Raw genomic sequence first — 13,501 nt, 5'->3', positions numbered from 1 at the left:
GTCGCGCGCCCTGTTCGCATGCGTGCGGCAAGATGAGCGGCTCCGTCGTTCTTCTGCATCTGGCCGGCGCCGTGGCGCTGATGCTGTTTGCCACCCGCATGGTCAAGACCGGCGTCGAGCGCGCCTATGGCGACGTGCTGCGCCATCGTCTGCGCGCCACCATGCGCAATCCGGTCATGGCGGTGCTGGCCGGCACCGGCCTCGCCATCGCGTTGCAGAGCTCCACCGCCGTCACGCTTCTGGTCGGCTCCTTCGCCGGCTCCGGCATCGTCTCGGGCGCCGCGGGCCAGCTTGCCGTGCGCGGCGCCGAGATCGGCTCGGCGCTGGTGGTCAAGCTGCTGACCTTCGATCTCACCCTGCTGGTGCCGCTCTGCCTGATCACCGGCACGGTGATGTTCATGGCTACCGAGCGCCGCGATTGGCGCCAGTCCGGCCGCATCCTGGTCGGCATCGGTCTTCTGATCCTGTCGCTGGAAATGATCGGCCAGGCATCGGAGCCGTTGCGCAACAGCCAGCTCCTGCCGGTCATCATCAACTACTTCTCGACTGATTCCATCACCGCCTACCTGTTGGCGGCGCTGATCACCTGGCTGTTCCAGTCGAGCATCGCGGCGGTTCTGTTGATGGCGACGCTCGCCGGCCGCGGCCTGATCACGCCGGAACTCGGCGTCGTCCTCATCCTCGGCGTCAATCTCGGCTCCTCGATCATCGCGCCGATGCTGACCCGCTCGTCGAGCCCCGAAGTGCGCGTCGTGCCGGTCGGCAATCTCCTGATGCGCGGGCTTGGCTCGCTGGTCATGCTGATCCTGGTCATGATCTTCAGGCCGCACTTCGCCTTTCTCGGTTCGACGGCCGCGGACCAGATCGTCAACGCCCACATCCTGTTCAATGTGCTGATCCTGCTCGCCGGGCTGCCGCTGGCCGGCTTCGTCTATCGCGCTTCCGAAAAGATCGTAGCGCTTGGCATCAAGCCCGTACCGGCCGCCTCGCTCGATGTCGTCGAGCTATCCGCGCTTAACGAGAGCGCGCTCGACGTGCCAAGCCAGGCGCTGGCCAATGCCACGCGCGAAGTGGTGCGGGTCTGCGAGACAGTCGAGATCATGTTGAAGCGCATCATCGAACTTTATGAAAGTACCGACGCCGACAAGATCAAGGCGCTGGCTGCACTCGACGACCGCGTCGACAGAAAGCACGCCGCGATCAAGCTCTATCTGGCCAAGCTTACCAGGAATTCGTTGACCGAGGACGAGGCCTTGCGGTGCCAGGAGCTGATCGGCGCCTGCGTCAAGCTGGAGCAGGTCGGCGATATCATCGTGCGCAACATGCTGGTGCATGTGAAGAAGAAGTTCGAGCGCGGACTGGAATTCACCGACGAAGGCTGGAGCGAGTTGTTCGCCTTCCACAGCTCGGTGCTCGCCAATGCACGGCTAGCCTTCAACGTCCTGGTTTCGCGCGACCCCGAGACAGCCCGCCAGCTGGTGCTGGAAAAGGACCGGCTGCGCGATCGCGAGAAGGAAACCAGCGCCAGTCATTTCGTACGGCTGCGCGACGGCACCGCCAAAAGCGTCGAGACCAGTTCGATCCATCTCGACACCATCCGCGACCTGAAGCAGATCAACTCGCTGCTGGCCTCGATGGCCTATCCGGTGCTCGAAGAGCGCGGCCTGCTCACCGGGTCGCGGCTGAAGGCGAGCTGATCCACGACACCATCAGGTGCCGTACGCGCTTCTGCGGCAAAATACCTTTGCTCTGTTTCCTCCAGTCGGGATAAGGGTTCATTAGCCCAGCCTTTCGGAGGAAATCGATGGATACCCATTCACGCAGTTTTGCCAAGGCGCTCTCCTGGCGCGCGACCGGCACCATCGACACGATGATCATTTCGCTGGTCGTGACAGGAAGCGTCAAGCTCGCCGCGACAATCGGCCTGACCGAGGTCGCCACCAAATCCCTGCTCTACTATGCCCATGAACGCGCCTGGCTGAGAATTCCCTACGGGCGCTAGACCGTAGCATAGCGGCGTTCGCGCGACCGACCCGGCGCGCCCTCACCGGCTGTCACGCCAGCAGGTTGCGTTGGGTCTCGATCAACAAAACCTAAACCGGCGCCAACAATTTCTGAATTGTCCGCGACGCCCGTCCGTGGTTTGACGCCTGCAATCGAGGATCCAATTCCGGCCATGTCGCTTCCGCTCATCGCCCTGTTCATCGCCGCCTTTGCCTTCGGCACCACTGAATTCGTGATTGCCGGAGTGCTGCCGCAAGTGGCGCAAGGGCTCGGCGTTTCGGTTCCCTCCGCCGGTTATCTCGTCTCCGGCTATGCCTGTGGCATCGCCGTCGGCGGCCCGCTGCTGGCGCTCGCCACCAAGTCGCTATCGCGCAAGAACTTGCTGCTTGGCCTCGCAGTCGCCTTCACCATCGGCCAGGCCGCCTGCGCGCTGGCGCCCGACTTCACCTCGATGCTGCTGTTGCGCATTGCCGTCGCGGTCGCGCACGGCGCCTATTTCGGCGTCGCCATGGTCGTCGCCGTCGGTCTTGTGCGCGAGGATCAACGCGGCATGGCGGTTGCCGTCATCCTGTCCGGCCTTACTGTCTCCAACGTCATCGGCGTGCCCGCCGGCACCGCGATAGGCAACATCTGGGGCTGGCGCGCCACCTTCTGGGTGATGTGCGCGCTGGGCGTGGCGGCAACGCTTGCCATGGCAGCGCTGCTGCCGCGCACCACCGGATCGTCGGCGAGGCCCGCCGGCTTTGCCCGCGAGGTTCGCGTGCTGGCCCGCCAGCAGGTCTGGACCTCGCTGATCCTGATGTTGATGCTGATGATCGGCCAGTTCGGCCTGTTCACCTACATCACTCCGACACTGCTGGAGGTCACCGGGCTCGACGAGGGCTGGGTGCCGTGGGTGCTGCTGCTCAATGGCGTCGGCGCCACGCTAGGCGTTTTCCTCGGCGGCAAGCTATCCGACTGGAAGCTGATGCCGTCGTTGATCTCGATGCTAGCCCTGCAGGCGGCGACGCTAGCCGTCATCTATGTCGTCAGCCCCTATCCCCTCCCGATGGTCATCGCGATCGTCGTCTGGGGCGGCCTCAACTTCGCCATCGGCACACCGATCCAGACCCGCATCCTGGCCTGGACGGCGGACGCCTCGAACCTCGCTTCGTCGCTCATTCCGTCCGGCTTCAATGTCGGCATCGCGCTTGCCGCGTCGCTGGGCGCCGCCACGCTCAATGCCGGATTTGGCTATCGCAGCCTGCCGCTGCTCGGCGCCGTCGCCATGCTGTTCGCCGTCGCGGTGGCGCTCGCCTCTTATGTCTGGGAAGGACGCAGCAAAGCCACGCCGCCGCTGACGGCCCCAGCGGAGTAGAGCTCGAACAAAGCCCTGATCCGCGCCAGATCGCCGCCCACAGGCCGCCGGCGATGACCAGGAACACCGCCTTCAGCCCCAGCGCCAGGGTGATATTCTGTCCGATATCGGCCATCATCGCACGCGACAGTTTTGCTATGCGCACGAGGTCCATGCCCTGGCCATGCAGGATCGCCGCATCCGCCGTTTCGACGGCGGCTCGCGCCGAGATGGGCGTCCCTTGTCGTTGTTCGGGGCGGCGTCGCGACGAAGCAATTGTTCCCCGGAACAAATCAGCAATCCGAAAGTTGGCGGTGATGTGAATAGGTGAAGGATGGTCGTGCCATCGCCGGTTGGTTTGAAGGCTGACTTCCGCTTTCAGGTATTCCGCAGATGAAGATAGCCCAGATCGCACCTCTGATCGAGTCGGTACCACCGAGGCTTTATGGAGGGACTGAGCGTATCGTTTCCTATTTGACGGAAGAGCTGGTTCGACAGGGCCACGAAGTGACGTTGTTCGCCAGCGGCGATTCAAGCACTTCGGCCGAACTGGTCGCGTGTTGCAATGCTGCACTTCGGCTGAACCCTAGCGCCCAGAACCATGTTCCGTATCACGTCATGATGCTTGAAAAGGTTCGCAGACGGGCGAATGAATTCGATGTGCTGCATTTTCACGTCGATGTTCTCCACTTTCCAATGATCCGTGAGTTCGCGCGGCGAACCGTTACCACCCTACATGGCCGGCTCGACCTTCCGGACCTGGCGCAACTTTACGCGATGTTCGACGACCTTCCACTGGTCTCGATTTCCAATGACCAGCGCCGGCCCATGCCACCGGTCGATTGGCTCGGAACAGTTTATCACGGCCTGCCGCCTGACATTCTCCCCTTCCGGCCGAAAGCCTCGGGTTATCTGGCCTTCCTTGGCCGAATCTCACCGGAAAAGGGGCCGGAAGCCGCGATAGAAATCGCAGCGCGCGCCGGGATGCCGCTGAAGATCGCAGCCAAAATCGACGCGGTGGACCAATCATTTTGGAGTGAGAAGGTCGAACCCAAGGTGCTTCGACATTCCAACGTCGAGTTCGTTGGCGAGATCGATGAACGGCAGAAGGCAGAATTTCTGGGCGGAGCGACAGCGCTGCTGTTTCCGATCGACTGGCCCGAACCGTTCGGCCTTGTCACCATCGAGGCAATGGCCTGCGGCACCCCGGTGATAGCCTTCAACCGCGGCGCCGTTCCAGAGGTCATCGACGATGGAGTGTCCGGACTGATCGTGGAAGATGTTGGCGAAGCTGTTGAGGCCGTCCGGCGGATAGGCGATCTCGATCGTGCACGGGTGCGGGAAATTTTCGAAAAGCGGTTCACGGTTGGACGCATGTGCTGCGACTACATGGCGGTCTACCGCTTGCTCGCGGGCACCAGGCGACTTGCACCTGGCCCCCAAAATGTCTGCGCTGCGGCTGCGATGGTCGTGGCCGAGCCGGCCGCCTAGAACCGATGGTTCGAGCCGCGTTTGATCGGGCCGAAAGAGCGAAAGTTGCCAATCATTCGCCAAGAATTCGAACCACGCTATCCGCGACCGCACGCCCGAGTACGGGACTGATGCGAATATTATTGATGAGGGAGGTTCGGCGCAAGCGAGTGGGAGCATGTGCGCGCCTCTGCCGCCCAAGTCTCTTCTGAACAGGAGGGCTGACATGACCATTGAAGTCGAAGACCGAAAGCTCGATCCAGCTGTGGCTCTCCCGGCACTGGACGAATCGGCGCCGCGCGAGCCGCACAGGCAATTTGCTCTGAAGCATGAGGACTGCTTCATTGTCACCGACAGCTATGGTGACATTCGCGGCACTGGCGACGGGCTTTTCCGCGACGATACGCGTGTGCTGTCGCGCTTCCGTCTGTTCATTGGCGGCCGTATGCCCTCGCTGCTCGGCGCCTCGCTGTCGCAGGACAACATTCTATTCAACGCCAATCTCACCAATCTGGCCACCATCGGGCCAAACGGCAGCGAAACGCTGCCAGGCGTCGTGCACATCAATCGGACCCGGTTCATCTGGCAGGACCGCATGTTCGAGCGGATCACGTTCTCGAACTACGCCAGGCGCGAGGTGCTGCTGCCGGTCCGTTTCGACTTTGACGCCGATTTCCGTGACATGTTCGAGGTGCGCGGCACTACCCGAAGCCGCCGTGGTCGTGCGCATGATGCGTTGGTCGGCGAGAACAGCGTCACGTTCCGATACGAAGGCCTCGACAATGTATCGCGCCAATCTGTCATCGCGTTTTCGATGAGGCCCGATCAAGTGCATCCCAATCACGCCGAGTTCCGCATTCTGGTGGCAAGGCGCGACAGAAGAGAGCTGTATCTGGAGGTCGGTCACAGCGAAGAAGCCCCATCCAGTGATCGTTTCCGAGCGGCCGCGGCACGGGCGCGGTTTGCCATGCGCTCAAAGCGTCGACAGGGCGCCACCGTATTCAGTTCCGGCCGCGTGTTTAATGACTGGCTCACGCGCACGCGCGCCGACATCGCGTTGCTGACCACTGATCTGGAAACTGGGCCATATCCGTACGCGGGGATTCCCTGGTTCTCGACCGCCTTTGGCCGCGACGGCGTCATTTCCGCCTTGCAGATGTTGTGGCTGAACCCTGAGCTCGCTCGCGGCGTCCTGGCGTTCCTTGCCCGCTATCAGTCGACAGAAACGTCGATATTTGACGATGCCGAGCCCGGCAAGATCATGCATGAAACGCGCAAGGGGGAAATGGCTGTACTGCGCGAACTGCCGTTCGGCCGCTACTATGGTGGCGTCGACACCACTCCGCTCTATGTCTACCTGGCTTGCTCCTACGCCGATCGCACGGGCGATCACGAATTCGTCGATCGCATGTGGGATTCCCTGTGTGCGGCGATCGCGTGGATGGAGGAGGTCGGAGCTCGCAACGGAGAGGGCTTCGTGACCTACAACAGGGGGGCGGATACGGGGCTTTTCAACCAAGGCTGGAAGGACAGCGCCGACGCGATCTTCCATGCCGATGGCACGATACCCAAGGGACCAATCGCATTGGTAGAGGTGCAAGGCTATGTCTTTGCGGCCTACCAAGGCATGGCTGCACTGGCGGCAAAGCGCGGCGACGACGCCAAGGCCGCACGCTGGAGCGCCATGGCAGAAAGGATCCGCAGCGCGGTGGAGACGCGGTTTTGGATGCCGGAGAGCAACTTCTACGCCTTGGCAATAGACGGAGAAGGCAAGCAATGCGCCGTGCGTGCCTCCAACGCGGGTCACCTGCTTTATGTCGGACTGCCGTCAGCGGAACGGGCGCAGTCGATTGCCGCGCAGCTGCTGTCAGCTCACCTCCACAGCGGTTGGGGCGTTCGCACCCTGGCCGACGACGAGCTTCCATTCAACCCGATGTCTTATCACAACGGTTCGATCTGGCCACATGACACGGCGATCTGCGCCGCTGGGCTCGCCCGCTACCAGGAGCGGACAAGCGTTGTAAAGCTGATGAGCAGTATGTTTGAGGCGGCGGTCCGTTTCAACATGCGGCTGCCGGAACTATTCTGCGGCTTTACCCGCGCGATCGGCGACGCGCCGATAGCCTATCCCGTAGCCTGTCTGCCACAGGCATGGTCGGCCGGATCCGCCTTTATGTTGCTGCAGGCCTGCCTGGGGATTCGAGTCGACGGTTGGAAACACGAGATCAATGTCCAGCAGCCCCGGTTGCCGATAGGCATCGACAACATCGTGATCCGACACTTAGCGGTCGGTGAGGCGAAGGTCGACCTTACGTTTCAGCGCATCGGCGACCACATGGTCTGCTATCTCGATGAGCGGCACGAGGGCCTCGTGCCGCTGGTGGTGCACTCTTAGTGGTCGGATCGCACAATGCGATCAGTGATGTGCCCGATGTGCGTGTTCGCCAATGCACGCTGCTCAACGGCGACATCAACACCGGCGTCACCGCGATCCTCCGGTAAGACTGTCGACCTCACCCGCGCCAGCGCAGCAGGCGCATGGCGTTGGCGGTGACCAGCACGGTGGCGCCGGTATCGGCCAGGATCGCCGGCCACAGGCCGGTGATGCCGGCGATGGTGGTGACCAGGAACACCGCCTTCAGGCCCAGTGCCACCCCGATGTTCTGGCCGATATTGGCCATCACCGCCCGCGACAGTTTTACCATGCGCACGACGTCCATGACCCGGCCATGCAGGATCGCCGCGTCGGCGGTTTCTAGCGCCACATCGGTGCCGCCACCCATGGCGATGCCGATGTTGGCGGCGGCGAGCGCCGGCGCGTCGTTGATGCCGTCGCCGACCTTGGCCACCTTGAGCCCTTCGCGCTGCAACTCGCCGACGATGCGCTGCTTGTCCTGCGGCAGCAGCTCCGCCCGCGCCTCGATGCCGAGCGAAGCGGCGATGGCTTCGGCGGTGCGGCGGTTGTCGCCAGTCAGCATCACCGCCCGGATGCCCTCGGCCTTCAGTGCCGCAATACCCGACGCCGCATCCGGTCTCGGCTCATCGCGCATGGCGATCAACCCCGCCACCACGCCATCGGCAACAAGCACCGACAACGTCTTGCCTTGGCCGTTGAACCTGTCGACGGCAAGGCGCTGCGCTTTGGTCATCACGGCGCGTTCGCTCGCCGCGTGACCGGAGCCCAGGAAGACAGCTACGCCGCCGACGCTGCCCTCGACGCCCTTGCCGGAAATCGCCTTCGCCGCCAGCGCCGGCGGCACCGGCGCCTTGTCGGTCTTGGCCCTCTCCAGGATCGCCATCGCCAACGGATGGCTGGAGCCCTGCTCCAGTGCTGCCGCCAATGCCAGCACGGTGCATTCGTCGCGCCCATAGGCCGCGATGTCGGTGACGACTGGTTTGCCGGCCGTCAGCGTGCCTGTCTTGTCGAAGGCGACCGCCGTAATGCCGCGAAACCCTTCCAGCACGGCACCGCCCTTCATCAACAGGCCACGCCGCGCGCCGGTCGCAAGACCTGCGGCGATCGCCGCCGGCGTCGAGATGACCAGCGCGCAGGGGCAGCCGATCAGCAGGATCGCCAGGCCCTTGTATATCCACTCGTTCCAGTCGCTGCCGGCAAGCAGCGGCGGCAGCAGCGCCACCAGCGCGCCGACGGCCAGCACCGCTGGCGTATAATAACGCGAGAAACGATCGATGAAGCGCTCGGTGGGCGCCTTGGCCTCCTGCGCTTTTTCCACCAGCCGCACGACGCGGGCGATGGTGTTGTCCGACGCGGCTGCCGTCACCCGCACCTTGAGCACGCCGTCTGTGCTGATCGTGCCGGCGAAGACGACTTCCGCGACACCCCTGCGCTTCGGCGTGCTCTCGCCGGTCACCGGCGCCTCGTCGATATCGCTCGCCCCTTGGACGATCTCGCCATCGGCGGGAATACGGTCGCCCGGCCGCACCACGATGACGTCGCCGATCACAAGGTCTTCAGCGGGAATCTCCGATGTGCCGCCTGCGCGCTCGACCAGTGCTGTCTTCGGCACCAGATCGGCAAGTCGCTGAATGCTCGCCCGCGCGCGGCCGGCGGCGACACCTTCCAGGAGTTCGCCGATCAGGAACAGCACCACCACGGTGGCGGCTTCTTCCGTAGCGCCGATCATCACGGCGCCTGTCGCCGCGATGGTCATCAGCGTCTCGATCGAGAACGGCGTGCCGGCCAGTCCCGCCATCAGCGCACGCCGCGCGACCGGCACCAAGCCGACCAGCAGCGCGGCCAGGAACACCCAGCGCTCGGCCGCCGGAAACAGATAGCCGATGCAATAGGCAGCAAGAAGCGCTGCCGCATAAGCCAGCGTCAGCACTGCCCGGCGGGAACGCCACCACGCCTGCCCCGGCTCGCCACCCATGTATGAAGCGATGGCCTGCTTGCTGGCCGGCTCGCCATGATCGTGGCCTTCGTGGTCATGATCAGCATGGTCATACGCTTTGACTGCTGAAGCGTGCCCATCGATCCTGGCTTCGGCCTTTTTGATGCCATACCCAAGCCGCGCAACCTGCCGCAGCACCTTGTCTTCCGGCAGTGCGCCACCGTGACTGACCGTCATGCTGGCGCCGGTCACTGAAACCGAGACAGTCAAGGTACCGACCATCCGCTACTACGAGCAGATGGGCCTGGTAGCCGCACCCGAGCGCTCTGAAGGCAACCAGCGCCGCTATTCCAGGCAGGAGCTGGAACGGCTGGCCTTCATCCGCCACGCCCGCGACCTCGGCTTCGCCGTCGAGGATATCCGCTCGCTGATCGAACTGAGCGGCCACCCCGAGCAGCCCTGCGGCCACGCCGACAAGATCGCCCAGGAACAATTGATCTCGGTGCGGGACAAGATCGCCCAGTTGAAGCGGCTGGAGGCCGAACTCGAACGCATCGCCACCTGCTGCAATGGCAAGACGGTCGGCGACTGTTACGTTATCCGCGCGCTGTCCGACCACGCGCTGTGCACTGACGAGCATGGGTGAGGCGGAGCAAGGAGCGGCGCGGCGCAGCCGCATGGGTTCCGCAACGCTGTGACCTCAGAGAGCCGCGGCCTTGCGGAACCACCGAGCATAATTCTGCATTGGCTTTTCGCGGACATGCTAACGTCAGAGTGGTTGATCCAGTACAATCACTGTCGGCAAAATGTATAAAATCGGAGGCCAACCACGCAATGGACAACTTGCTTCATTTTCTTGGGGACATATTAGGCAATGCGATATCGGGCAACCCCTCGAAGTCGAGGCTGATGCGGTGGGTCGAACGCATTTTCATAGCTCTCGTGGTGATGCTCATCGCCTTGGTATTATATCGGATTTACTCGAAGTGATGGCCGCTATTGGCGCGTCCGGGCGAACTCCGATGACGGCCGCATGCGCAGACCTACAAATACTAATGCTGCAGGATTAACCGCCCCTCCGGCCGCGTCGCCCCCACCCTACAACTCGATCCGGAATCGCAACCTTTCCACCCCGCCATAGGCGGCGTCTTCGAAGAAGCGCTCGACCAGCCTGCCGCCATTGGCAAGGATCACCCTGTGCGAGGCTGGATTGCCTGGTTTGGCGGTGATCTCGACATAGGGCAAGCCGACCGCCCTCGCCTCGTCCAGCATCAGCCGCAGCGCGTCGGTGGCGTAACCGCGCCGCCGCTTCCACGGCACCACCGCATAGCCGATATGGCCAAGCACATGTGGCGGCAGTTCTGCCGTGCCCTGCTGCCAGCGGAAGCCGATCGAGCCCGATGCCTCGCCGTCCCAGATCCAGCGGCGGAAGCCCGGCAGGCGCGGCACTTGCTTGCCGTCGGGCAAGGTGATCGGACCGCCCCTGGCCTGTGGATCGTCAAGGTCGGCGAGAAAGGCCACCGGATCTTTTTCGATTGCCGCAAGCTGCTCACGCGTCGCTTCCATCAGCCGCACATTGTCCGGCGACCAGCCACGCTCGAGCGCCGCCTTGTAGGACGGCAAATGTTCAAGCGCGGGTTTGACGATTTCGATCATGGTGCACCAGCGGAGACGCTATGCAGACAAGATAACAGCATTGCCCGGCAAGGCACGGTCCACCAAGGGACAGTCTCTTGCGACAGGGCCGCGTTCCCATCGCTGGAAACGCGGCCCTGATCCTGGTCGTGGGAGGATTGGCGCTCCGGCAAGGCCGGATCGCCACTAGAGCATTTTGCAGCCAAGCGGAATCGCTTGGCGTTGCAGAAATGCGGCTAAAACAACAGTTAGAGCGGGATGCCAGGTTCAATTCAAATGCATCCCGCTCTAGCGATCTCAGGCTATGTCGAAGCGGTCGGCGTTCATCACCTTGGTCCATGCCGCCACGAAATCCCTGGCGAATTTCTGCCCGGCGTCCGCGGAGCCATAGACCTCGGCAAGTGCACGCAATTGTGCGTGCGAACCGAAGATCAGGTCTGCGCGCGTGCCGGTCCACTTGACCGCCTTGGTCTTACGGTCGCGCGCTTCGTAGACTTCGTCGGAGCCGGCGGCCGGATCCCAGACCGTGTTCATGCTGAGCAGGTTGACGAAGAAGTCATTGGTCAGCGTCCCCGGCCGGTCGGTGAACACGCCATGCTTCGACTTGGCCGTGTTGGCGCCAAGCACCCGCAAGCCGCCGACCAGCACCGTCATCTCCGGCGCCGTCAGCGACAGCAATTGCGCCCGATCGACCAGCATGGCTTCGGTCGACATCGGCTGCTTGCCCCTGGCATAGTTGCGGAAGCCATCGATTTTCGGCTCGAGCGGCGCAAAGGAATGAACATCCGTCTGTTCCTGAGAGGCGTCCATGCGGCCTGGCGTGAAGGGCACCTTCACCTCATGACCCCCATCCTTCGCGGCTTTTTCGACCGCGGCGACGCCGCCGAGCACGATGAGGTCGGCAAGCGAGACTTTCTTGCCGCCGGTCTGTGCCGCGTTGAACTCGTTCTGGATGCCTTCAAGCCTGGCAAGCACCTTCGACAGTTCGGCCGGCTGGTTGACCTCCCAGTCCTTCTGCGGCGCGAGCCGGATGCGGGCACCGTTGGCGCCGCCGCGCTTGTCCGAATTGCGGAACGTCGAGGCCGACGCCCAGGCGGTCGAGACCAACTCGGAAACCGACAGGCCCGATGCCAGGATCTTCGACTTCAGGGATGCGATATCCTGCTCGCTGACCAATTCGTGGTCGACTGCCGGGATCGGATCCTGCCAGATCAGCACCTCCTTCGGCACGAGCGGGCCGAGATAGCGAGCGACCGGGCCCATGTCGCGGTGGGTCAGCTTGTACCAGGCGCGGGCAAACGCGTCGGCAAACTGGTCTGGATGCTCGTGGAAACGCCGCGAGATCTTTTCATAGGCAGGATCCACCCTCAGCGCGAGATCCGTGGTCAGCATGGAAGGCGCGCGGCGCTTTGACGGATCATGCGCATCCGGCACGGTGCCGGCACCAGCGCCGCCCTTCGGCGTCCACTGGTGAGCGCCCGCCGGGCTTTTCGTCAGCTCCCATTCGTAGTTGAACAGATTGTCGAAGAAGTTGTTGCTCCACTTGGTCGGCGTCGTGGTCCAGGTCACCTCGAGACCGGAGGTGATCGCGTCCCCGGCAATGCCGGTGGCGTACTTGCTCGACCAGCCGAGGCCCTGCGCTTCGATGCCGGCGCCTTCCGGTTCGGCCCCCACCAACGAGGCATCGCCGGCGCCGTGCGTCTTGCCGAAGGTGTGACCGCCGGCGATCAGCGCTACGGTCTCTTCGTCGTTCATCGCCATGCGGCTGAAGGTTTCGCGGATGTCACGTGCCGAGGCCAGCGGATCAGGTTTGCCGTTCGGCCCTTCCGGATTGACGTAGATCAGGCCCATCTGGACGGCGCCGAGATTGCCTTGGAGTTCGCGGTCGCCGGAGTAGCGCTCGTCGTCGAGCCACTTGGTTTCCGAACCCCAATCCACGTCCTGCTCGGGCTCCCAGACGTCGGCGCGGCCACCGGCGAAGCCGAAGGTCTTGAAGCCCATCGATTCGAGCGCGACATTGCCAGCGAGGATCAACAGGTCGGCCCAGGAGATCTTCCGGCCATATTTCTGCTTGACCGGCCACAGCAGCCGACGCGCCTTGTCGAGATTGGCATTGTCCGGCCAGCTGTTGAGCGGCGCGAAACGCTGCTGGCCGGCGCCGGCGCCGCCACGGCCGTCGCCGATGCGATACGTGCCGGCACTGTGCCAGGCCATGCGGATGAACAGCGGTCCGTAGTGGCCGAAATCGGCGGGCCACCATTCCTGCGAATCCGTCATCACATGGTGCAGATCCTTGATCACCGCATCGAGATCGAGCGACTTGAATTCCTCGGCATAGTCGAACTCCTCGCCCATCGGATCCGAAAGGTTCGATTGCTGGTGCAGAACGCCGAGGTCAAGTTGGTTTGGCCACCAGTCACGGTTGCTCCTGCGGGAGGACCCATGCGCAACCGGGCATTTGCCCTTGCTGTTGTCGTCTGTGTTGGCGTCCATGTTTTTCTCCGATCGTGGCTGTGTTGAGCTGTTTCAACGGCTGCGTGAGCAAGGACACTGGATGCCCCTGGAGGTGGTCCGTTTCATGGCAGGCGCGATGACCTGTCCCCGATACGCGACCGAATATCTTGGATGTCCATCGCTGCGAGCGCCTGGACCAGATGGTCCCGGCTGCTCCTGATCTTCCTCGCAGTTCCTATAGCAAAGTCGC

Annotated in this window: 10 protein-coding genes and 1 pseudogene; 7 read left to right on the top strand and 4 right to left on the bottom strand. The window is 63.2% G+C overall.

The features are described from left to right. Positions 1 to 32 precede the first annotated feature (32 nt). The 3 genes from NKJ01_RS24945 to NKJ01_RS24935 all read left to right on the top strand — a co-directional run bounded on the left by NKJ01_RS24945 (position 33) and on the right by NKJ01_RS24935 (position 3,361). Positions 33 to 1,697 carry a Na/Pi cotransporter family protein gene (locus NKJ01_RS24945; protein ID WP_023761837.1) on the top strand — a complete coding sequence of 555 codons (1,665 nt, stop codon included), beginning with the start codon at positions 33 to 35 and terminating at the stop codon, positions 1,695 to 1,697. A gap of 107 nt (positions 1,698 to 1,804) precedes the next feature. Then, positions 1,805 to 2,002 carry a DUF2061 domain-containing protein gene (locus tag NKJ01_RS24940; protein WP_352731854.1) on the top strand — a complete coding sequence of 66 codons (198 nt, stop codon included), beginning with the start codon at positions 1,805 to 1,807 and terminating at the stop codon, positions 2,000 to 2,002. 174 nt (positions 2,003 to 2,176) lie between these two features. After that, a complete protein-coding gene (locus tag NKJ01_RS24935; protein ID WP_352731851.1) occupies positions 2,177 to 3,361 on the top strand; it encodes an MFS transporter in 1,185 nt (394 codons plus the stop codon). 13 nt (positions 3,362 to 3,374) lie between these two features. On the opposite strand, the pseudogene NKJ01_RS36490 reads toward NKJ01_RS24935, so the two are convergent. Next, positions 3,375 to 3,557 (bottom strand): annotated as a pseudogene (locus tag NKJ01_RS36490) (hypothetical protein); the annotation flags it as partial. A gap of 176 nt (positions 3,558 to 3,733) precedes the next feature. On the opposite strand from NKJ01_RS36490, the gene NKJ01_RS24930 reads away from it, so the two are divergent. From NKJ01_RS24930 to NKJ01_RS24920, 3 genes are all read left to right on the top strand, one after another. After that, complete coding sequence (locus NKJ01_RS24930; protein ID WP_352731848.1) at positions 3,734 to 4,831, top strand: glycosyltransferase family 4 protein; 1,098 nt, start codon at positions 3,734 to 3,736, stop codon at positions 4,829 to 4,831. 205 nt (positions 4,832 to 5,036) lie between these two features. Then, a complete protein-coding gene (locus NKJ01_RS24925) occupies positions 5,037 to 7,205 on the top strand; it encodes an amylo-alpha-1,6-glucosidase (RefSeq protein ID WP_352731845.1) in 2,169 nt (722 codons plus the stop codon). Continuing rightward, entirely contained in the window at positions 7,205 to 7,312 is a 108-nt protein-coding gene (locus tag NKJ01_RS24920; RefSeq protein ID WP_023761843.1) for a P1 family peptidase, read from the top strand. The genes NKJ01_RS24925 and NKJ01_RS24920 overlap by 1 nt, the downstream gene beginning before the upstream one ends. 11 nt (positions 7,313 to 7,323) lie before the next feature. Here the strand turns inward: NKJ01_RS24920 and NKJ01_RS24915 are convergent, their stop codons facing one another. Continuing rightward, entirely contained in the window at positions 7,324 to 9,399 is a 2,076-nt protein-coding gene (locus NKJ01_RS24915) for a heavy metal translocating P-type ATPase (protein WP_352731842.1), read from the bottom strand. On the opposite strand from NKJ01_RS24915, the gene NKJ01_RS24910 reads away from it, so the two are divergent. Beyond that, entirely contained in the window at positions 9,398 to 9,808 is a 411-nt protein-coding gene (locus NKJ01_RS24910; RefSeq protein ID WP_352731839.1) for a MerR family transcriptional regulator, read from the top strand. The genes NKJ01_RS24915 and NKJ01_RS24910 overlap by 2 nt on opposite strands. Positions 9,809 to 10,260: 452 nt before the next feature. Here NKJ01_RS24910 and NKJ01_RS24905 read toward each other — a convergent pair whose 3' ends face one another. Together NKJ01_RS24905 and katG are read right to left on the bottom strand one after the other, a co-directional pair. Continuing rightward, positions 10,261 to 10,818 carry a GNAT family N-acetyltransferase gene (locus NKJ01_RS24905; RefSeq protein WP_352731836.1) on the bottom strand — a complete coding sequence of 186 codons (558 nt, stop codon included), beginning with the start codon at positions 10,816 to 10,818 and terminating at the stop codon, positions 10,261 to 10,263. Positions 10,819 to 11,094: 276 nt separating this feature from the next. Beyond that, positions 11,095 to 13,290, bottom strand: a complete 2,196-nt coding sequence (gene katG, locus NKJ01_RS24900; RefSeq protein WP_352731833.1) for a catalase/peroxidase HPI — start codon at positions 13,288 to 13,290, stop codon at positions 11,095 to 11,097. Positions 13,291 to 13,501: the final 211 nt, after the last annotated feature.

The organism is Mesorhizobium sp. M0276 (genome assembly GCF_040321755.1).
In the GTDB taxonomy this organism is placed as follows: domain Bacteria; phylum Pseudomonadota; class Alphaproteobacteria; order Rhizobiales; family Rhizobiaceae; genus Mesorhizobium.
The sequence above is the reverse complement of the archived record's forward strand: the minus strand, read 5'-3'. Positions and strand labels throughout refer to the sequence as shown.

What these genes read in the sequence shown, in the direction of transcription:
- NKJ01_RS24945 (WP_023761837.1), top strand. Translation starts at nt 33, where the DNA reads ATGAGCGGCTCCGTCGTTCTTCTGCATCTGGCCGGCGCCGTGGCGCTG.
- NKJ01_RS24940 (WP_352731854.1), top strand. Translation starts at nt 1,805, where the DNA reads ATGGATACCCATTCACGCAGTTTTGCCAAGGCGCTCTCCTGGCGCGCG.
- NKJ01_RS24935 (WP_352731851.1), top strand. Translation starts at nt 2,177, where the DNA reads ATGTCGCTTCCGCTCATCGCCCTGTTCATCGCCGCCTTTGCCTTCGGC.
- NKJ01_RS24930 (WP_352731848.1), top strand. Translation starts at nt 3,734, where the DNA reads ATGAAGATAGCCCAGATCGCACCTCTGATCGAGTCGGTACCACCGAGG.
- NKJ01_RS24925 (WP_352731845.1), top strand. Translation starts at nt 5,037, where the DNA reads ATGACCATTGAAGTCGAAGACCGAAAGCTCGATCCAGCTGTGGCTCTC.
- NKJ01_RS24910 (WP_352731839.1), top strand. Translation starts at nt 9,398, where the DNA reads ATGCTGGCGCCGGTCACTGAAACCGAGACAGTCAAGGTACCGACCATC.
- NKJ01_RS24915 (WP_352731842.1), bottom strand. Translation starts at nt 9,399, where the DNA reads ATGACGGTCAGTCACGGTGGCGCACTGCCGGAAGACAAGGTGCTGCGG.
- NKJ01_RS24905 (WP_352731836.1), bottom strand. Translation starts at nt 10,818, where the DNA reads ATGATCGAAATCGTCAAACCCGCGCTTGAACATTTGCCGTCCTACAAG.
- katG (WP_352731833.1), bottom strand. Translation starts at nt 13,290, where the DNA reads ATGGACGCCAACACAGACGACAACAGCAAGGGCAAATGCCCGGTTGCG.